Below are 17,337 nucleotides of genomic sequence, written 5' to 3'. Positions count from 1 at the left end.
GCAGGCGTGCGGCGCGGCCAGGCTCAATCCGCATCCTGCGCCTGCGCAGGGTCATGCCCGAGCAGGTCGCCGGGGCTGCATTGCAGTTCGCGGCAGATCGCATCGAGGGTGGAAAAGCGGATTGCGCGTGCCTTGCCGGTCTTCAGGATCGACAGGTTGGCCAGGGTGATGTCGATGCGCCCGGCCAGCTCGGACAAGGTCATGCCGCGTTGCTGCAGCATGCGGTCGAGGGTGATGACGATCGCCATCAGATCATGCCCATCAAATCACACCGTCCAGATCGTCGCGCATCGCTGCGCCAACGGTGAACACCCGCGCCAGCACGAACAGCATCAGTACGGCCACCAGGCCGGTGATCGACATGCCACCGCCAACTTCCATCCACGCAAAGTCCGGCCCCATCCAGCTGGCATACAGACCGATCACGATGGACAGCACCTCCATCGCCAGCATCAGCCAGGCCATGCGTTGCAGGCGTACGGCATTGGCATGGGTGAAGGGGCGTTCGTTGGCCGCAGAACGCAGCAGCCGCGCCAGGTGGCGCAGGAACACCAGGCACAGCACCAGCAGCGCGACGATGGCGGCCAGGCCCACGCAGAAATGCAGGAAAAGATGCGAACCGTGCATGGCCGCGGCCTGCGCGTCGTGCACGCTGTCCAGCAGCCAGCTGCGGTCGTAGGCCACCAGCGGCACCGCCAGCAGCGCGGCCAGGATGCCCAGCCAGCACATCGCGCGCACCGCCTGCACGGCGGTCTGGGCGAGGGTGAACAAGCCGCGCGCAGGAAGGGCGCGGGCGGGACGAGCGGTCAAGCAGCCTCCGATGTGGAGCGGCCCTGCCGCCCCGAGGTGGATTTATCGATAAACGATATATCACATCCCCAGGGCGGCTGGCTGAATCGCGCCCGCGCTTGACACCGCCCAGCGGCAGACGGAACATCAGTTAACGAATTAGTTAACTACAACGATGGACCGCATCTTCGAAGCCCTGGCCTCCACCGCACGCCGGCAGATCCTGGCCTACCTCAGCGCCGGCGAACTCAGCGCCGGCGAGCTGGCCGAGCGCTTCGATTTCAGCAAGCCGGCACTCTCCAGCCACCTGCGCATCCTGGAAGACGCCGGCCTGATCGAACGCGAGAAGCGCGGCCAGTTCGTGTACTTCCGGCAGGTGCCCGACCGCCTGGCCAACACGCTGTTTTCCTGGGCTGCCGAAGTCTGTCCGGTCGGCGGCCCGCTGAAGCGGCAAGCGCGCGCACGCCGCAAGACACCCGCCCGCTGAGGAGCACTGCGATGCCCGGTTCGACCCGCACCAGCCGTTCGTTCCCGAGTATCCAGCTTCCGGCACACGACGGCGGTGGCCCGGTGGAAGTCACCCTGATCGCGCAGCTCGGCATCGGTGCCGGCGATGCGCTGGTGAGCGATGCCAGCCAGCGCCAGCGCCACCACCCGGCCTTCATCGATGCGCTGGACGAGCCCTCGGCACGGTTGGGTGGCATGCACCTGCAGCACGGCGATCCGTCATCGCTGTACAGTTTCGTGGTGGGTGCCGGCGGCCATCCCTTCCACCGCCATGCCGGGCCGCGCATGTTCACCGCCATCGCCGGCAGTGCCGGTGCCGAGCTGCGGTTTGCCAGCGCATCCGATCAGCAACTGGCGGACGATCCCTCGCACTTCCTGCGGTCGCTGCGTCGTGTCCGCATCCCGCCCGATTGCCTGTTCACCGTGCGCTTTGGCGGCGGCACCTGGCACCAGTTCGCCTCGAACAGTCCGGCCCACCCTGCCCTGTTCGCGCTTTCGTGCCACAGCAATGAGCTGGCGGGAGCAATGAGCGAGCAGGCACGCGCCCAGGCACAAGCAAACGCCGCGGACATTCCCAGCCTGACCGACGTGCTGCCAGCAGCGCACTGGCCCAGCGCAACCACACTCGCCGCCACGCCGTTGCTGCAACTGTCACTGCAGGCGGCAGCGCCCAGCCTGCGCGCACGCCTGTGCGTGCAGACGCGCACGTTGCTCGGGCCGCTGCGTCGCTTCAGCCTGGAGCCACTGCGCGGATTCGTGGAGCGGGCGACGCCGGCGTACCCGGTCTGCAGCAGCGCGTCGTCGCCTCCAGCGGGAATGCTCGCCAGCGCCCTGCCGCACAGTCACTACAACGACACGACCACGCTGACCCTGCACGGCGGGCAGGCCCGCCATCGATCGGCCTCCGCCCTGCTGACCGATGTACTGGATGGGTTCCTGCGCAACCCGCCGGCAGGCGTCGGCCGCTTGATGGCCCTGCGCAATCGTCTGGTTGCACCACTGCGTCTGCGCACCTCGCCGCTGGGCTGCCCAGTGTCGTCGCTGCTGTCCACCGATCGCAGCCGCGTGTTCGGCGGACGTTTCCCGGTGCTGGATGCCCAGGGAGATGCGGAAGACCGGTGTGCCGAAGTGCTGCTCGGCGCAGACGACCGCCATCTCCGCTTCCGCAGCAGCGTGCGCGTGCAGTTCTGCGAGGACGGCCAGGTCCACATCAGCCTGGGCTCGCGCGTGCAGACGCTCAATGCGTTTGGCCGCTTCTACATGGCCATGATCGACAGCGCCCATCGTCATTACGTGGCCCCGGCACTGCTGCGCCGCGCCGTTGAACATGCGCTGGCACCGGAGCTGGCCGCGTGGTCCGGCACGCCTGCACATTCCTGAGCTGCGGCAGCAATGTGCAGGGGCCCTGTGCAGCCCCCGCGATCAGACCACGATCTCGCCTTCGTCCTCGCCATCCCAGTAATGGATGCGGCTGGCGTGTACGTGGATCAGCACCAGACCCGGCGTATCCACGCCCTGCTCGAACCACCGCTCCAGGTCCTTCACCCAGTGCTGGGCCATCGTGGCGCGATCGCGGACCAGCGCCGCCCTGCCCTGCACGTGCACGAACAGCGGTGGTTTGCCCAGCAGCGACTTGCTGCCGGTCAGGCCCAACGCCACGTTCGGATCGGCGCTGATCTCGCGCACCATGTCGGTGTTTTCCATGGTGAAGAACCAGCTGTCGCCGTCGTAGTCCACATCGCCGTTGTTGCTCATCGGGCGGCCAGCGATCTGGCCGCCCGCATGGGTCTGCAGCATGGTGAAATCGATGCCGGCCATCTTCTTGGCCAGTTCGGGAAGGGTGAGCGTGGTCATGGGCAGTTCCTTCAACAGATGGGTGTCCAGCGTCTGCCCGACGCGGTGACCGATGCGTGGATGCCTGCTGGCGCCTTCTTCACGCAGTGGCCGTAGTTGGCATTCCCGCGTGCAGCGCGCCCGCGCCGCGGTGGCCGTCACTCATCAGCGCGGATAGCCTCAGCGAACGGCCCGCCCATGCCGCGCGCACGGGGCGAGGCCAGGAACGCGGCATACACCGGGAAGTCATCCAGGCATTGCGCACGCAGGCGCAGGCGCGGTGTCTCCAGCTCTGGGATGTGGATCATGCGTGTGCCAGTCAGTACACGGCCAGGAAGCCGCAGCCGCGGCGTTGTGGTTGGCCCTCGACAGTCACCTGCACGCTGGCCGACGTATCCACGCCTTCGGCGTTGCGGCAGGGCTCGCGCTTGATCTCGACGATGGTGGGCTGCTTGCCCAGCTCACCGTTGAGCACCGTCAACGAACGGGGCGCACCGGCCAGCTGGCCGAGGTAGCGCAGCGTTCCAGCGCTGCTGCGGCCAGCAACGGTGAGCGTGGCATCGTGGTTGCCCTTGCCGGTGGAGGCGATCTCGATGGACCAGCCGGCGCCGCCGCCGGTGAAGGCAGGCACCGGGCTGGCATCAGCAGCGATAGACGGGTGACGCGGCGCATCGGCGCCCGGATCGGTCTGCGGTGTACTGCTGGCGCAACCAGCGAGCAGGCCCGCCAGCAGCGTGGAAGTCACAACAGAACGCAGGGTCATGGCGTACTCCTGGGACGGGCGAATGGCCAGTCTAGGCAGCAGCGCGTGCGCCGGCGATGAACAATGCCACCTTCAGCGGGCCGCGTGCCCGCCTGCGGCCACCTGCACCAGCACATCATCACCGGCCGCATGCCCCTGCCCATCGTGATCGCCTTGAAATGCTCGAGGTCCAGCAGAATCACGACCGCCTGCGTGTTTCCATCGGCACGCCGCTGTCGTACCGTTCCTCCAGCGGGCGCCGGTTCAAAAGGCCGCTCAGCTGATCGGTACAGCGCTCTTCGGGTCAGATCCAGCGCTGGTCCACCAGTTCGCGCTTCACATAGGCGTAGAACACCGGCGCGGCCACCAGCCCGGGCAGGCCGAAGGCCGCCTCCATCACCAGCATGGCCAGCAGCAGTTCCCAGGCGCGCGCCTGGATCTCGCCGCCGACGATGCGCGCGTTGAGGAAGTACTCCAGTTTGTGGATCACCACCAGGTACAGCAGCGCAGCCACGGCCACGTAGAACGACACCGACAGTGCGACGATGGCGATGATGGTGTTGGAGATGATGTTGCCCACCACCGGCAGCAGGCCCGCCAGGAAGGTGATCAGCACCAGCGTCTTCGACAACGGCAGGTGCACGCCGAACAGCGGCAGCACGCCCAGCAGGAAGATGGCGGTGAACACGGTGTTGAGCAGCGAGATCTTGACCTGCGCGAACACCACCTGGCGGAACGCGGTGGCCAGGCGGCTGGTGCGGCCGATCAGTTCCTGCGCCAGCGGGCCCATCTTCGGCAGCGGCAGTTCGTCGTACAGCGCGATCATCGCGCCCAGCACCATGCCGATCAGCACCCGCACGCCCACCTGCACCACCGATGTGCCGGCCACGCCCAGCTGGCGCTGGTGCTCGGCGGCCCATTCGTTCACGGCCGCGCGCAGCGCCGTCAGATCTTCGGGAATGTAGGGCTGCAGCAGGGCAGGCACCTGGTGGCGCGAGGTGTTGAGGATGTCCATCAACCGCGCCAGCAGCACGTCCGGGCCACCGGTCTCGTTGCGGAAGAACGAGGCCACGCCGATACCGGCCAGCACCAGCACGCTGATGATCACCGCCGACAGCAGGATCACCGCGATCGCCCGTGCCCGGCCGGGGCGCAGCCTGCCTTCCACGGTGGAGGCCAGCACATGGGTCAGCTGGAACACCAGCAGGCCCGACAGCAGGGTCACCACCAGGCCAAGCTTCAGCGCCAGCCACATGCCCAGCAGCATCATCAGCCAGGCAGCGATGCGTGCGGCGGGAGGCTTGGGCAGGGTCGGGATGACGAGCGACATCGGGGCACATCCTGATGGGGTGGCCCATGGTAGTGGATTGAGCTGATGCGCCCGCGCATGCGCGTCCCTGCGGCCGCCGCGTGCCGTCAGCGTGCGGCCACCGCCCCTGCCGCACGCGCCGGTACGGTGGCCTCCTGATCACCCTTGCGCTCGCTGTAGCGATCGACCAGGTAGTCCGCACGATCCCGCGTGAGCAGGGTGAACTTGACCAGTTCCTCCATCACATCCACCACCCGGTCGTAGTACGCCGAGGGTTTCATCCGCCCGTTCTCGTCGAACTCCTGCCAGGCCTTGGCCACCGAAGACTGGTTGGGGATGGTCAGCATGCGCATCCACCGCCCCAGCACGCGCAGCGTGTTGACCGTGTTGAACGACTGCGAACCGCCACTGACCTGCATCACCGCCAGCGCCCTGCCCTGCGTCGGGCGCACGCTGCCGTCTTCCAGCGGCAGCCAGTCGATCTGGTTCTTGAACACGCCGGTGATCGTGCCGTGGCGCTCCGGGCTGATCCAGACCTGGCCTTCGGACCAGTGCGACCACGCGCGCAGGCGCTGCACTTCAGGGTGATCGGCGCCGACGCTGTCGAGCATGGGCAACGCATGCGGATCGAACACCCGGGTATCGCAGCCGAGGTGGCGCAGCAGGCGCTCGGCCTCCAGCGCCAGCTTGCGGCTGAACGACTGCGGGCGCAGCGAGCCATACAGCAGCAGGATCCGCGGCGGGTGTGCGCGGCCGGCGCCCAGCAGGGTCGGGTCGGGCTGGGGAAGCGAGGCTTCGACCAGATTGGGAAGGGTGGCACTTGTGATGGGTTTATTCATTCGACTATTCTAGAAATATGGAAACAAAGAATGCAATCGCCGCCCTTACCGCCCTTGGCCATGCCACCCGCCTGGCCGCGTTCCGGCTGCTGGTCGAAGCCGGCCCGGCCGGACGCATGGCCGGTGACATCGGCGCCGCCCTGCAGGTGCCGCCGGCCACGCTCAGCTTCCACCTGAAGGAGCTGCTGCAGGCCGGGCTGGTCGAGAGCGAGAGTCAGGGCCGCAATGTCTGCTACCGCGCCAACTTCAGCGCGATGACCGGCCTGATCGACTACCTCACCCACAACTGCTGCGCAGGCTCGTCCGATCCCGCCTGCAGCCCCACCTCCCCTGATTGCGCCTGCTGACCGGAGATCTGCTTCGTGACCACCCAACGCGTCCTGTTCCTGTGCACGGGCAATTCCGCCCGCAGCGTCCTCGCCGAAGCCACGCTGCGGGCGTGGGCCGGTCATCGCTTCGAGGTCTTCAGCGCCGGCAGCCAGCCCACCGGCGAGGTCAATCCGTTCGCACTTGCGCAATTGCAGGCCGAGGGCATTGCAACGGCAGGCCTGCGCAGCAAATCGTGGGACGAGTTCGCCGACGGCGCGCCGATGGACCTGGTGATCACGGTGTGCGATGCCGCGGCCGCCGAGGCATGCCCGGTCGTGTTCGGCGATTTCGTGCGCGCGCACTGGGGCCTTCCTGATCCGGCCGCCGTCGATGGCAGCGCGGAGGACAAGGCGGCTGCATTCGCGCAGGCCCATGCCATCGTCAAGGCGCGCCTGCTGGCGCTGTTGGCACTGCCCGCAGACACATGGTCCGATCGTGTGCGGTTGAAGGATGCGCTGGATCGCATTGGCTTCGTGCAGCCCGGGGACGGCCCGGCGTGAGCGCACCAGCACCGATGGGATTGTTCGAGCGTTACCTGACCCTGTGGGTGGCGCTGTGCATCGTGGCCGGCACCCTGCTTGGCCACGCGCTGCCGCAGCCATTCGCTGCACTGGCGTCGGCGGAGGTGGCCAAGGTCAACCTGCCCATCGCGGTGCTGATCTGGCTGATGATCATCCCGATGCTGCTGCGGGTCGATTTCAGTGCGATGCGCCAGCTCGGCCAGCACTGGAAGGGCATCGGCGTGACGCTGTTCGTCAACTGGGCAGTCAAGCCTTTCTCGATGGCCCTGCTGGGTTGGTTCTTCCTGCGCCACGTGTTCGCCGACGCGCTGCCCGCCGCGCAGATCGACAGCTACATCGCCGGGCTGATCCTGCTGGCAGCAGCGCCCTGCACCGCGATGGTCTTCGTGTGGAGCAACCTGTGCCGCGGCGATGCCAATTTCACCCTCAGCCAGGTGGCGTTGAACGATGCGATCATGGTGGTGGCCTATGCACCGGTGGTGGCGCTGCTGTTGGGCCTGTCGGCGATCAGCGTGCCGTGGGACACGCTGCTGCTGTCGGTGTCGCTGTACATCATCGCGCCGGTGCTGGTGGCCGCACTGCTGCGGCGCTGGATGCTGGCCCGTCGCGGCCAGGCTGGCCTGCAGTCCGCGCTGCGGACACTGGGACCGGTCTCGCTGCTGGCCCTGCTGCTGACGCTGGTGCTGCTGTTCGGTTTCCAGGGCGAGCAGATCGTGCAGCAGCCGCTGGTCATCGCCATCCTGGCGGTGCCGATCCTGATCCAGGTCTACTTCAACTCCGGGCTGGCCTACCTGCTCAACCGGCGCCTGGGGGTTGCCCACTGCGTGGCCGGTCCCTCGGCGCTGATCGGCGCCAGCAACTTCTTCGAACTGGCCGTGGCCACCGCCGTGGGCCTGTTCGGCGTGCATTCCGGCGCGGCGCTGGCGACCGTGGTCGGCGTGCTGATCGAAGTGCCGGTGATGCTGTCGGTGGTGCGCATGGTCAATGCATCGCGCGGCTGGTACGAGCGGCGCTGAGGCAAGCACGCACCGCGCAGGTCGCCCAGGCTGCCGGCGCCATCGCTCTCAACATCCACTTCACCCGTGATGGGATTCGATGGCCGGACAGGAGCTCCTGCTGCAGCGCCCGGTCGGTTGGGCAAGGGCATACCACCCTGCATGGTTGTTGAGCATCCCCCGCCCTGCCCACCCTGAGGACGTTGCCGTGGACACATCACTTCACTCCCTTGCGAAGCTGGCCGCCCGCGTGTTGCTGATGCTGCTGTTCCTGGTATCGGGCCTGGGCAAGCTGTCCGACCCGGCGGCAACACAGGGCTACATGGCGGCGATGGGTCTTCCCGGCATCCTGTTGTGGCCGACCATCCTGTTCGAGATCGGCACGGCGCTGTGCATCCTGCTCGGTTTCCAGACCCGGGCAGTGGCCGCGGTGCTGGCCGCCTTCAGCCTGGTCACGGCCTTCATCTTCCACCACCAGCTCGCCGACCCGGTGCAGCAGATCATGTTCCTGAAAAATCTGGCCATCGCCGGCGGTTTCCTGCTGCTGGCCTGCAGCGGGCCTGGCCGCTTCAGCGTGGACGCCAGGCGCGGCAAGCCCTGAGCCGGGCAAAGCGCGGCATCCCGCCGCCCTGCCCTTGCCTCAGCGGCCCTTGGGCGGGGCCGTCGAACCCCGCAGCATCACGCTGAAATCCAGCGTCTGCTGAAGCGGTACATCGACCTGTTCGATGATGGCGAGCAGCAGGTTGACCGCGCGCTCACCGATCTCGCGCATCGGTTGCCTGATGGTCGTCAACGGAGGCGTGAGGTAACGCGATGACGCCAGGTCGTCGAAGCCGACGATGGAGACGTGATCCGGCACGCGGATGCCCAGATCCCGGCAGGCTGCCAACGCACCCAGCGCCATCTGGTCGCTGAAGCAGAAGATCGCGGTGGGTGCGGTTGCGGGCGGCAGCAGCGCCATCGCGGCCGCATGGCCGGACTCCACGGAAAAGTCACCCGGCACGACGCTGAGGTGGCGCAGGCGGCCACGCGCCCTGGCGGCGGCGCGGACGCCTTCCAGCCGTTGCTGGTGCAACGGGTTGTCGGGCGGTCCGCCGACCACGGCGATCCGCTCGTGCCCCAGTCCGTACAGGTGCTCCATCACAGCGCGCGCGGCGGCCGCGTTGTCGATGTGGACGCTGGGGATGCCCAGCGCGGGATCGAACTCGCAGCCATTGACGACCGGTGCAGCGGTACCTCGTTGCTGGACAATCTCGCGCGCCGTCGGCGGCAGGCGATGCCCCAGCACGATCAGACCATCGGCCTCGTTGCGCCGGAGCATCTGCGCGTAGCGCTCCTCGCGCTCGGGCAGGTTCTGGGTGTCGCCCAGCAGGACGGCGTAGCCAACGGCCTGCGCCGCATCTTCCGCGCCCTGCAGGATCTGCGCGAAGAACGGGTTGGCGATGTCCGGCACGGTGACCAGGATCTTGCCGCTGCGCTGGGTCTTGAGTGTCCTGGCCACCGTATTGGGCACGTAGCCCAGCGCAGCAGCGGCCTGCTCGATGCGCGCGCGTGTAGCCGGCAGCACTTTGTCCGGCCGGGAAAGCGCTCGCGACACCGTGCCTGCGGAGACGCCGACGTGCCTTGCGATGTCGTAGATGGTGGCCATGGCGTTACTTCCTTCTTCCGCTGTGCAGTGCACAACGGGTCTCGCGAATTCCCCTGCTAGGATAATGCAATCGATTGCATCGAGGGCGAATCAACGTGAAGACGCTCAAGGGTCCAGCGCTGTTCCTGGCGCAGTTCATCGGTGACACACCTCCCTTTGATCGGCTGGACACGCTGGCCGGATGGGCTGCGGGGCTGGGCTATTCTGGCGTACAAGTGCCGACCAGCGCGCCCCACCTGTTCGATCTGGCCGAGGCGGCGCGCAGCCAGGCGTACTGCGACGATGTCAGCGGCATGCTGGGCGGACATGGCCTGCAGATCACCGAGCTGTCCACCCACCTGCAGGGGCAGCTGGTTGCCGTCCATCCGGCCTATGACAGCCTGTTCGACGGTTTCGCGCCGCCGGACAAGCGTGGCGATCCGGCCGCCCGCCAGGCCTGGGCGGTGCAGCAGCTGCTGCTGGCCGCCAAGGCCAGCCAGCGCCTGGGGCTGACCGCGCATGCCACGTTCTCCGGTGCACTGGCCTGGCCTTACTTCTATCCCTGGCCGCAGCGGCCCCCCGGGCTGGTGGACGAAGCCTTCGCCGAACTGGGCCGACGCTGGCGCCCGATCCTGGATGCCTTTGACGCCTGCGGCGTGGACCTGTGCTTCGAGATCCATCCCGGCGAGGACCTGCATGACGGCGCGACCTTCGAGCGCTTCCTCGACGAGGTGGACCACCATCCCCGCGCGAAAATCCTGTACGACCCCAGCCACCTGCTGCTGCAGCAGATGGACTACCTCGGCTTCATCGACCGTTACCACGACCGCATCGGCATCTTCCACGTCAAGGACGCGGAATATCACCCCAGTGCCCGCAGTGGCGTGTATGGCGGCTACCAGGACTGGATCGATCGTCCGGGCCGATTCCGATCACTCGGCGATGGGCAGATCGACTTCAAGGCGATCTTCTCGAAGTTCGCGCAGTACGACTTTCCCGGCTGGGCAGTGCTGGAATGGGAGTGCTGCCTGAAGCACCCGGAAGACGGTGCACGGGAAGGAGCCACCTTCATCCGCGACCACATCATCCGCGTGACCGGACGCGCCTTCGACGACTTTGCCGACAGCGGCACCGATCCCGGATCACTGCGCCGCATGCTCGGGATCTGAGACATCACTGCCTGGGAGGGCAAGCCATGACGCACACCATGTCGCGCTTGGGCGCGATGATGTTTCTGCAGTTCTTCATCTGGGGGGCATGGTTCGTCACCTTGGGAACCTATCTGGTGCAGGGCCCGCTGCAGGCCAGCGCAAGCCAGGTGGCGACGGCCTTCCTCAGCCAGTCCATCGGTGCCATCGTCGCGCCTTTCCTGGTTGGTTTGATCGCTGACCGCTACTTCGCGGCGCAGCGCATCCTTGCGGTCCTGCACCTGGCTGGCGCAGTGCTGATGTGGCTGGCGTCCACCGCAACCAGCTTCAGCATGTTCTCCGCCTGCGTCATAGGCTACATGCTGCTGTTCATGCCGACGCTGGCATTGGCCAACAGCGTGGCGATGCGGCACATGCAATCGCCCGAGAAGCAATTCCCGCTGGTGCGGGTGGCAGGCAGCGTCGGCTGGATCGTGGCAGGCGTGCTGATCGGCTGGCTGGGCTGGGAACAGGCGCACCGGCTCGAGCTGACCTTCCGGATGGCGGCGATGGCGTCGCTGGCGCTGGGCCTGTATGCGTTCACCCTGCCGCACACGCCGCCGCTGGCGCAGCAGCGCGATGCCGGCCTGGGGCAGATCCTGGGGCTGGATTCGCTGCGCCTGCTGAAGTCGCGCTCGTACCTGGTGTTCTTCCTTGCATCCATCGCGATCTGCATCCCGCTGGCGTTCTACTACAACTTCACCAACCCGTATCTCAACGACCTGGGCGTGCGCGGCGCGGCGGGCCTGCAGTCGCTGGGACAGGTCTCCGAAGTCCTGCTGATGCTGGCCATGCCGTTCCTGTTCGTGCGGCTGGGGGTGAAGACGATGCTGGCGGTGGGCATGGCCGCATGGGTCGTGCGTTACGTCATGTTCGCCTTTGGCGATGCGGGCGGCGGCTTCCCGCTGCTGGTGATCGGCATCGTGCTGCACGGCATCTGCTACGACTTCTTCTTCGTCACCGGTCAGATCTACACCGATGCGCATGCCGGCCCGGCCGCGCGCAGCAGCGCGCAGGGATTCATCACCCTGGCCACATATGGCGTGGGCATGCTGATCGGCACGTTCCTGTCCGGCGCGGTGGTGGAGCACTTCACCACTGCAGCCGGTCCGGACTGGCAGCAGATCTGGCTGTTCCCTGCAGGGGTCGCGCTGCTCGTGCTGATCGCCTTCCTGCTGCTGTTCCGCGACCGGCCAGTGGTTGCGGCCGCACCTTCCACGCCCTGAGGACCCTACCTGATGCCAAAGCCTGGAATCGCCATCGTCGGCACGGGAATGATCGGTGCCGTGCACCGTCGCGCGGCGCTGCTGGCGGGTGCCGACATCCGTGGCGTGGCCGCCTCTTCTCCGCAGCGCGCACGCGACGTGGCGCAGGCGTGGGGTGTCCCGCGTGCCTATCGGGACATCGAGGAGGTGGTCGCCGATCCACAGGTGCAGGTCGTGCACGTTTGCACGCCCAACCACCTGCACCGCCCCATGGCACAGGCCGCACTGGAAGCCGGCAAGCACGTGGTCTGCGAGAAGCCGCTGGCCACTACGCTGGAGGACGCCCGGGCGCTGGCGGCGTTGGCCGCCGCCAACGCGCTGGTCGCCACGGTGCCCTTCGTCTACCGCTACCACCCGGTGGTCCGCGAGGCGCGCGCACGCATCGCCCACGGCGAACTGGGGCCGTTGCACCTCATCCACGGCAGCTACCTGCAGGACTGGCTGCTGGACCCGGCCAGCAACAACTGGCGCGTGGACCCGGCACTGGGCGGCGCCTCGCGCGTGTTCGCCGACATCGGCTCGCACTGGTGCGACCTGGTGGAATGGGTCAGCGGCGAGCGCTTGGCCGAGGTCTGCGCGGCGTTCGACACGGTGATCGCCGAACGCAGCACCGACACCGGGCAGAGCTTCACCACAGCGGTGGCCGGTGGCGCGATGCAGGCGGTCACCAGCGAGGACGTGGCGGCGGCGATGTTCCGCACCGGCGCCGGTACGCTGGCATCGTTGACGGTCAGCCAGGTATCGGCCGGACGCCACAACCGCCTCTGGTTCGAGATTGATGGTGCCAGGGCCAGCGTGGCGTTCGACCAGGAAGATGCCGAGCGGCTGTGGATCGGCAAGCCCGACCAGCGCGAGGAAGTCTTCGTGCGCGGGCCGGGCGCCGGCAGTGCCGAACAGCGCCGGCTGTCGCTGTTGCCGGCCGGGCACGCGCAGGGCTACGGCCACTGCTTCGAGGCATTCGTCGCCGACACCTACCGCGCCATCGAAGGCGAGCGACCGGATGGCCTGCCCACCTTCGCAGACGGCGTGCGCTCGGCGCTGATCGTCGACCGCGTCATCACCTCGGCCAGGACCCGTGCCTGGACCGCCATCGGTTGAACCCCGGGAGCATCTCATGATGAACACGACTGCCCGCAGAACTGCCACCCTCGCCCTGCTGCTGTTCGCTGCCCTGCCCGCCCTCGCCAACGAAGCCGTCATCCCGCACAAGCCCATCGCCGTGCAGATGTACACACTGCGCAACGCCGGCCCGCTCGACCAGCAGTTGAAGATCGTCCACGACGCCGGCGTGGATGCGGTGGAAACGGTGGGCACGCAGGGCGTCAGCGCGGCCGAACTCAAGCAGTTGCTGGACCGGTATTCGATCAGGGCGATTTCCTCGCACGTGCAACTGGCCGAGCTGCGCAAGGATCTGGACGGCGTGGTGGCCTTCAACCGGTCGATCGGCAACACCACCCTGGTGGTGCCTTACCTGGACGCGAAGGATCGGCCGACCGATGCCGCAGGCTGGACCGCGCTGGGCAAGGAACTGGGCGCGATCGCCAAGCAGGTACGGGCCAAGGGCATGCGCCTGGCCTACCACAACCATGACTTCGAACTGGTCGACTTCAATGGCCGGACCGGCCTGGAACTGCTGTTCGCAGCGGCCGGGCCGGACCTGCAGACCGAGCTGGACCTGGCCTGGGTCGCGCGTGCGGGCCTGGACCCGGCGGTGATGCTCGGCAAGTTCCGCGGCCACCTGTTCGCGGTACACGCCAAAGACAATGCAGCCAAGGGCCAGGCCGAAGACGAGGGCGGCTTCGCGGCCGTCGGCCAGGGCGTGCTGGACTGGCGCGCAATCCTGCCAGCCGCCGCAGCGGCCGGCGTGCACTGGTACATCCTCGAGCACGACCAGCCACGCGATCCGGCCAAGGTCATCCAGACCGGCGCGGACTACCTGCGTGAACACCTGTCCCCCCGCCTGCCAGCCAGCGCGCAGCGCTAGTGCGCGAAGGAGTCCTGATTGAAAACGATGCTGAAAGTGGCTGTGATTCTCTGTGCGGCGATGCTGGCAACCACGGCATGGTCCAAGGACGATGCTGCAGCCGGCGCAAAGCTCTACACAGCGAACTGCACGGCCTGCCATGGTGCCGATCGCGCCGGCATGCCGGGCGCGTTCCCCGCGCTCACCGACATCGGCAAGCGCCTGGATGCCGCGCAGATCAAGGACAAGATCAGGAAGGGCGGCGGACTGATGCCGCCGTTCTCCCAGCTGTCGCAACAGGAGATCGACGACATCACCAGCTATCTGGCGAAGTAAGCCGCCAGCGTTACAGCTCGCGCACCCAGATGTTGCGGTAGCTGACTTTGGCGTCGTGCTCCTGCAGATGGATCGGCGCGCACGCATGCGGTGAATACGAGGGCGGGCCGATGTACTCGGTCCTGCCCGCCAGCACGGTGTCGTCCTGCACCAGCACACCGTTGTGCAGCACGGTGATGCGCGCGGGCGAGATGAGCCCGCCGCCCGGCGAGAAGCGCGGCGCCTTCCAGAGGATGTCGTAGGCCTGCCACTGCCCCGGTGCGCGCGAGGCGTTCACCAGCGGCATGGCCTGCTTGTAGATGGAGCCGGCCTGGCCGTTGGCATAGGTCGGGTTGTTGTAGCTGTCCAGCACCTGCAGCTCATAGAGTTCCTGCAGGAAGATGCCGCTGTTGCCCCGGTTCTGGCCGTCGAAACCCTTGGTCTCGACAGGTGTGCGCCACTCGACATGCAGCTGGATATCGCAGAAGCGCTGCTTGGTGCGGATGCCCTTGCTGCCCGGCACGATGGTCATGGCGCCGTCGGCGACGGTCCAGGGCACACGCCCGCCCTGCTCCGACTCCCACGCGGAAGCATCCTTGCCATCAAACAGCACGATGGCGTCTGAAGGAGCCTTGCCCGGCGGCGTGGCCACGATTGCAGGCACGGGCGTCCACACCTCGGTCTTTGCCGGGTCGCGCGCGGGATCTGTGCTGGCCTGCGCGAACGCCGGTGCTGCGGCCAGCACGCCGGCGGCGATCAATAGCGGCGCGATCTTCATAGCGTGATCCATCAGCTGGTCCCCCATGCGGGCGTGCCGGGAACATAGGCCAGGTCGCCATCGTAGCGGCCCGGCACGGCGACGTAACGCAGAACCTCGGTCGCGCCGACCTTGGAGGTGAAGAAGCCGAAGATGGTGAGCTGCTTGAACATCGTGAAGTAGTGCGGCATCGGCTCTCCTGCTTCGGCGGTGCCGGTTTCGGTCACCTCGACCGCGTGCTTCCTGGCCTCTGCATCCAGCGCGCGCAGCAGTTCGGTGCGGGCCTGCGGCGCAAGTGACACAAAGCGGCCGCCGGCGCGTTTTTCGATATCGACCAGGCCGGCGCGGAAAGCCGCCAGCTGCCGGGTGGTGTAGCAGTCGCTGACGAACGTCGCCATGAACGCACCGGCGCCTGCGTCTTTCGCCCCCGGCGTTTTAGTCCGCGGCAGGATGGTCTCGGCGATCTCGTCCAGCGTGCCCACATCCGTGTCGGAGAAGCGCGTCTTCGCCCCTGCGGCGGGAACCTGTGCCTGACCGAGCGCCGGCAGGCCGATCATCGCCGCGCCGGTGGCGGCGACGATCATCTTCAGCAGTTCGCGGCGATCCATCAGAGGTTCCCCGCTTTCAGTTCGCGCACGGCATGGTCGGCAGCCCGCGCGGTCAGTGCCATGTAGGTCAGCGACGGATTCACGCACGCGCTGGAGGTCATGCAGGCACCGTCGGTGACATAGACGTTGGGCGCATCCCAGACCTGGTTGTGCTGGTTCAGCACGGACGTCCTGCGGTCACGGCCCATGCGCGCGGTCCCCATCTCATGGATGCCCTTGCCCGGGGCGTAGTCGTTGTCGTGCATCTCCACGTCCTTGACGCCGGCGGCCTCCAGCATCTCGGCGGCATCGGCGGCCATGTCCTTGCGCATGGCCAGTTCGTTGGCGCGCATGGATACATCCATCGCCAGCACCGGCAGACCCCACTTGTCCTTGCGGTCCCGGTCCAGGCGGATCGTGTTGTCGTGGTGCGGCAGCATTTCGCCGAAGCCGGTCATGCCGATGCGCCAGTCACCGGGCACGGTCAGCGCCTCCTTCAGGTCGGCGCCGATGTTCAGTTCGGCGATCTCGCGCGACCACCCCGTGCGGCTGGCACCGCCCTGGTAGCCGAAACCACGCAGGTAGCCGCGCTTGTCAGCGGCCACGTTGCGGAAGCGGGGAATGTAGAAGCCACAGGGACGGCGACCGAAGTAGTACTTGTCTTCGTAGCCCTCGACCCGGCCCGAGGCGCCCGCACCGAAGTGATGGTCCATCACGTTGTGTCCCAGCTCACCCGACGATGAGCCCAGCCCACCCTCCCACACATCGGTGGCCGAGTTCATCAGCAGCCAGGTCGAGTTGAAGGAGGAGGCGTTGAGGAAGATGACCTTGGCCGTGTACTGGTAGGTCTGGCCGGTCTCTGCGTCGATGATCTCCACGCCGCGCGCCCGCTTGCGGTCCTTGTCGTAGAGCACTTCCTTGACGATCGAGAAGGGCCGCAGGGTCAGGTTGCCGGTTTTCATCGCCGCCGGCAGCGTCGCTGCCTGGGTCGAGAAGTAGGCGCCGAAGGGGCAGCCCAGGATGCACTTGTTGCGGTACTGGCAGTTGACACGGCCCTGCTCGGGCATCGGCTTGGTGATGTTCGCCGTGCGCGAGTGGATCATGTGGCGGGTGCCGCCGAAGGCCTTCCGGATCCGGGCGGCCACGTCCTTCTCGACGATGTTCAACGGGATCGGCGGAAGGAACTCGCCGTCCGGCAACACGTCCAGCCCTTCGCGCGTACCGGCGATGCCGGCGAATTTCTCCACATGGTCGTACCACGGCGCGATGTCGGCGTAGCGGATGGGCCAGTCGGTGGCGATGCCGTCCTTGAGGTTTGCTTCGAAATCCAGATCGGAAAAACGATAGCTCTGCCGGCCCCACATCAGCGAGCGGCCGCCCACGTGGTAGCCACGGAACCAATCGAACCGTTTGGTCTCGATGTACGGCGATTCCTGTTCGTCGGCCCACATGCCCTGCAGGTTCTCGGCCAGCGCGTAGTCGCGCATCAGTACCGGGAAGGCGGCCTTCATCGCCTGTGTGGGCCGGTTGCGATGCGGGAAATCCCACGGCTCCTTCATCGCGTTGACGTAGTCCTTGACGTGCTCGATGTTGCGGCCCCGCTCCAGCATCAAGACCTTCAGGCCCTTCTCGGTCAGCTCCTTCGCTGCCCAACCGCCACTGATTCCCGAGCCAACAACAATGGCGTCGTAGTGATTATCTGCCATGGGTTTCTCACCTGGGTGGATATCGT

At 67.0% G+C, this 17,337-nt stretch carries 22 protein-coding genes; 11 read left to right on the top strand and 11 right to left on the bottom strand.

The window, feature by feature from the left end; genetic code table 11:
• Positions 1 to 23: 23 nt before the first annotated feature.
• Together D0Y85_RS05440 and D0Y85_RS05435 are read right to left on the bottom strand one after the other, a co-directional pair.
• Positions 24 to 248: a helix-turn-helix transcriptional regulator gene (locus D0Y85_RS05440; protein WP_025873919.1), complete on the bottom strand. Its 225-nt coding sequence runs from the start codon at positions 246 to 248 to the stop codon at positions 24 to 26.
• 13 nt (positions 249 to 261) lie between these two features.
• Entirely contained in the window at positions 262 to 729 is a 468-nt protein-coding gene (locus tag D0Y85_RS05435) for a DUF2975 domain-containing protein (protein ID WP_059063423.1), read from the bottom strand.
• Between the two features lie 235 nt (positions 730 to 964).
• On the opposite strand from D0Y85_RS05435, the gene D0Y85_RS05430 reads away from it, so the two are divergent.
• Both D0Y85_RS05430 and D0Y85_RS05425 read left to right on the top strand, forming a co-directional pair.
• Entirely contained in the window at positions 965 to 1,276 is a 312-nt protein-coding gene (locus tag D0Y85_RS05430; protein ID WP_117309764.1) for a metalloregulator ArsR/SmtB family transcription factor, read from the top strand.
• A gap of 11 nt (positions 1,277 to 1,287) precedes the next feature.
• Complete coding sequence (locus tag D0Y85_RS05425) at positions 1,288 to 2,676, top strand: DUF2867 domain-containing protein (RefSeq protein WP_117309763.1); 1,389 nt, start codon at positions 1,288 to 1,290, stop codon at positions 2,674 to 2,676.
• 42 nt (positions 2,677 to 2,718) lie between these two features.
• On the opposite strand, the gene D0Y85_RS05420 is transcribed toward D0Y85_RS05425, so the two are convergent.
• The 5 genes from D0Y85_RS05420 to arsH form a co-directional block, all read right to left on the bottom strand.
• Complete coding sequence (locus tag D0Y85_RS05420; RefSeq protein WP_033832071.1) at positions 2,719 to 3,150, bottom strand: pyridoxamine 5'-phosphate oxidase family protein; 432 nt, start codon at positions 3,148 to 3,150, stop codon at positions 2,719 to 2,721.
• A 137-nt stretch (positions 3,151 to 3,287) separates the two neighbouring features.
• Positions 3,288 to 3,437: a hypothetical protein gene (locus D0Y85_RS05415; RefSeq protein WP_240329343.1), complete on the bottom strand. Its 150-nt coding sequence runs from the start codon at positions 3,435 to 3,437 to the stop codon at positions 3,288 to 3,290.
• An 11-nt stretch (positions 3,438 to 3,448) separates the two neighbouring features.
• Positions 3,449 to 3,892: a hypothetical protein gene (locus tag D0Y85_RS05410; RefSeq protein WP_117309762.1), complete on the bottom strand. Its 444-nt coding sequence runs from the start codon at positions 3,890 to 3,892 to the stop codon at positions 3,449 to 3,451.
• A 283-nt stretch (positions 3,893 to 4,175) separates the two neighbouring features.
• Positions 4,176 to 5,201 (bottom strand): AI-2E family transporter, encoded by a 1,026-nt coding sequence (locus D0Y85_RS05405; protein WP_117309761.1) that lies wholly within the window; start codon positions 5,199 to 5,201, stop codon positions 4,176 to 4,178.
• 86 nt (positions 5,202 to 5,287) lie between these two features.
• Positions 5,288 to 6,019 (bottom strand): arsenical resistance protein ArsH, encoded by a 732-nt coding sequence (gene arsH / locus D0Y85_RS05400; RefSeq protein WP_117309760.1) that lies wholly within the window; start codon positions 6,017 to 6,019, stop codon positions 5,288 to 5,290.
• A gap of 17 nt (positions 6,020 to 6,036) precedes the next feature.
• Between arsH and D0Y85_RS05395 the strand changes: the two genes are divergently transcribed.
• From D0Y85_RS05395 to D0Y85_RS05380, 4 genes are all read left to right on the top strand, one after another.
• Positions 6,037 to 6,366, top strand: coding sequence for a metalloregulator ArsR/SmtB family transcription factor (locus D0Y85_RS05395; RefSeq protein ID WP_117309759.1), 330 nt, complete (start codon positions 6,037 to 6,039; stop codon positions 6,364 to 6,366).
• 15 nt (positions 6,367 to 6,381) lie between these two features.
• Positions 6,382 to 6,888, top strand: a complete 507-nt coding sequence (locus tag D0Y85_RS05390) for an arsenate reductase ArsC (RefSeq protein ID WP_117309758.1) — start codon at positions 6,382 to 6,384, stop codon at positions 6,886 to 6,888.
• Positions 6,889 to 6,902: 14 nt separating this feature from the next.
• Positions 6,903 to 7,925, top strand: coding sequence for an ACR3 family arsenite efflux transporter (arsB, locus tag D0Y85_RS05385; protein WP_117309757.1), 1,023 nt, complete (start codon positions 6,903 to 6,905; stop codon positions 7,923 to 7,925).
• Positions 7,926 to 8,112: 187 nt separating this feature from the next.
• Positions 8,113 to 8,505 (top strand): DoxX family protein, encoded by a 393-nt coding sequence (locus tag D0Y85_RS05380; protein ID WP_025873933.1) that lies wholly within the window; start codon positions 8,113 to 8,115, stop codon positions 8,503 to 8,505.
• Between the two features lie 39 nt (positions 8,506 to 8,544).
• Here D0Y85_RS05380 and D0Y85_RS05375 read toward each other — a convergent pair whose 3' ends face one another.
• On the bottom strand, positions 8,545 to 9,552 hold the full coding sequence (locus D0Y85_RS05375) for a LacI family DNA-binding transcriptional regulator (RefSeq protein ID WP_117309756.1): 1,008 nt from the start codon (positions 9,550 to 9,552) through the stop codon (positions 8,545 to 8,547).
• Between the two features lie 95 nt (positions 9,553 to 9,647).
• Here D0Y85_RS05375 and D0Y85_RS05370 point away from each other — a divergent pair, with 95 nt between their 5' ends.
• Genes D0Y85_RS05370 through D0Y85_RS05350 form a run of 5 tightly spaced genes read left to right on the top strand, consistent with a single transcriptional unit; the run spans position 9,648 to position 14,282 of the window.
• Positions 9,648 to 10,700 (top strand): sugar phosphate isomerase/epimerase family protein, encoded by a 1,053-nt coding sequence (locus tag D0Y85_RS05370; RefSeq protein ID WP_117309755.1) that lies wholly within the window; start codon positions 9,648 to 9,650, stop codon positions 10,698 to 10,700.
• Between the two features lie 26 nt (positions 10,701 to 10,726).
• The gene (locus D0Y85_RS05365; protein WP_117309754.1) at positions 10,727 to 11,944 is read left to right on the top strand and encodes a nucleoside permease; all 1,218 of its coding nucleotides are present in this window, start codon (positions 10,727 to 10,729) and stop codon (positions 11,942 to 11,944) included.
• Between the two features lie 12 nt (positions 11,945 to 11,956).
• Entirely contained in the window at positions 11,957 to 13,081 is a 1,125-nt protein-coding gene (locus D0Y85_RS05360; RefSeq protein WP_117309753.1) for a Gfo/Idh/MocA family oxidoreductase, read from the top strand.
• Between the two features lie 19 nt (positions 13,082 to 13,100).
• Positions 13,101 to 13,967, top strand: coding sequence for a sugar phosphate isomerase/epimerase (locus tag D0Y85_RS05355; RefSeq protein ID WP_117311853.1), 867 nt, complete (start codon positions 13,101 to 13,103; stop codon positions 13,965 to 13,967).
• An 18-nt stretch (positions 13,968 to 13,985) separates the two neighbouring features.
• On the top strand, positions 13,986 to 14,282 hold the full coding sequence (locus D0Y85_RS05350; RefSeq protein WP_205420736.1) for a cytochrome c: 297 nt from the start codon (positions 13,986 to 13,988) through the stop codon (positions 14,280 to 14,282).
• Between the two features lie 10 nt (positions 14,283 to 14,292).
• Here the strand turns inward: D0Y85_RS05350 and D0Y85_RS05345 are convergent, their stop codons facing one another.
• Genes D0Y85_RS05345 through D0Y85_RS05335 form a run of 3 tightly spaced genes read right to left on the bottom strand, consistent with a single transcriptional unit; the run spans position 14,293 to position 17,311 of the window.
• A complete protein-coding gene (locus tag D0Y85_RS05345) occupies positions 14,293 to 15,066 on the bottom strand; it encodes a DUF1080 domain-containing protein (protein WP_093817595.1) in 774 nt (257 codons plus the stop codon).
• On the bottom strand, positions 15,051 to 15,626 hold the full coding sequence (locus D0Y85_RS05340) for a gluconate 2-dehydrogenase subunit 3 family protein (protein WP_117309751.1): 576 nt from the start codon (positions 15,624 to 15,626) through the stop codon (positions 15,051 to 15,053). The genes D0Y85_RS05345 and D0Y85_RS05340 overlap by 16 nt, the downstream gene beginning before the upstream one ends.
• A complete protein-coding gene (locus tag D0Y85_RS05335; protein ID WP_117309750.1) occupies positions 15,626 to 17,311 on the bottom strand; it encodes a GMC family oxidoreductase in 1,686 nt (561 codons plus the stop codon). The genes D0Y85_RS05340 and D0Y85_RS05335 overlap by 1 nt, the downstream gene beginning before the upstream one ends.
• Positions 17,312 to 17,337: the final 26 nt, after the last annotated feature.

This window comes from Stenotrophomonas sp. G4 (assembly GCF_003428825.1).
Classification (GTDB): Bacteria; Pseudomonadota; Gammaproteobacteria; order Xanthomonadales; family Xanthomonadaceae; genus Stenotrophomonas; species Stenotrophomonas indicatrix.
Note: the sequence above shows the minus strand (reverse complement) of the source record. Positions and strands in the feature narration are given on the sequence as shown.

What these genes read in the sequence shown, in the direction of transcription:
- D0Y85_RS05440 (WP_025873919.1), bottom strand. Translation starts at nt 248, where the DNA reads ATGGCGATCGTCATCACCCTCGACCGCATGCTGCAGCAACGCGGCATG.
- D0Y85_RS05435 (WP_059063423.1), bottom strand. Translation starts at nt 729, where the DNA reads ATGTGCTGGCTGGGCATCCTGGCCGCGCTGCTGGCGGTGCCGCTGGTG.
- D0Y85_RS05430 (WP_117309764.1), top strand. Translation starts at nt 965, where the DNA reads ATGGACCGCATCTTCGAAGCCCTGGCCTCCACCGCACGCCGGCAGATC.
- D0Y85_RS05425 (WP_117309763.1), top strand. Translation starts at nt 1,288, where the DNA reads ATGCCCGGTTCGACCCGCACCAGCCGTTCGTTCCCGAGTATCCAGCTT.
- D0Y85_RS05420 (WP_033832071.1), bottom strand. Translation starts at nt 3,150, where the DNA reads ATGACCACGCTCACCCTTCCCGAACTGGCCAAGAAGATGGCCGGCATC.
- D0Y85_RS05415 (WP_240329343.1), bottom strand. Translation starts at nt 3,437, where the DNA reads ATGATCCACATCCCAGAGCTGGAGACACCGCGCCTGCGCCTGCGTGCG.
- D0Y85_RS05410 (WP_117309762.1), bottom strand. Translation starts at nt 3,892, where the DNA reads ATGACCCTGCGTTCTGTTGTGACTTCCACGCTGCTGGCGGGCCTGCTC.
- D0Y85_RS05405 (WP_117309761.1), bottom strand. Translation starts at nt 5,201, where the DNA reads ATGTCGCTCGTCATCCCGACCCTGCCCAAGCCTCCCGCCGCACGCATC.
- arsH (WP_117309760.1), bottom strand. Translation starts at nt 6,019, where the DNA reads ATGAATAAACCCATCACAAGTGCCACCCTTCCCAATCTGGTCGAAGCC.
- D0Y85_RS05395 (WP_117309759.1), top strand. Translation starts at nt 6,037, where the DNA reads ATGGAAACAAAGAATGCAATCGCCGCCCTTACCGCCCTTGGCCATGCC.
- arsB (WP_117309757.1), top strand. Translation starts at nt 6,903, where the DNA reads ATGGGATTGTTCGAGCGTTACCTGACCCTGTGGGTGGCGCTGTGCATC.
- D0Y85_RS05375 (WP_117309756.1), bottom strand. Translation starts at nt 9,552, where the DNA reads ATGGCCACCATCTACGACATCGCAAGGCACGTCGGCGTCTCCGCAGGC.
- D0Y85_RS05365 (WP_117309754.1), top strand. Translation starts at nt 10,727, where the DNA reads ATGACGCACACCATGTCGCGCTTGGGCGCGATGATGTTTCTGCAGTTC.
- D0Y85_RS05360 (WP_117309753.1), top strand. Translation starts at nt 11,957, where the DNA reads ATGCCAAAGCCTGGAATCGCCATCGTCGGCACGGGAATGATCGGTGCC.
- D0Y85_RS05355 (WP_117311853.1), top strand. Translation starts at nt 13,101, where the DNA reads ATGAACACGACTGCCCGCAGAACTGCCACCCTCGCCCTGCTGCTGTTC.
- D0Y85_RS05345 (WP_093817595.1), bottom strand. Translation starts at nt 15,066, where the DNA reads ATGGGGGACCAGCTGATGGATCACGCTATGAAGATCGCGCCGCTATTG.
- D0Y85_RS05340 (WP_117309751.1), bottom strand. Translation starts at nt 15,626, where the DNA reads ATGGATCGCCGCGAACTGCTGAAGATGATCGTCGCCGCCACCGGCGCG.
- D0Y85_RS05335 (WP_117309750.1), bottom strand. Translation starts at nt 17,311, where the DNA reads ATGGCAGATAATCACTACGACGCCATTGTTGTTGGCTCGGGAATCAGT.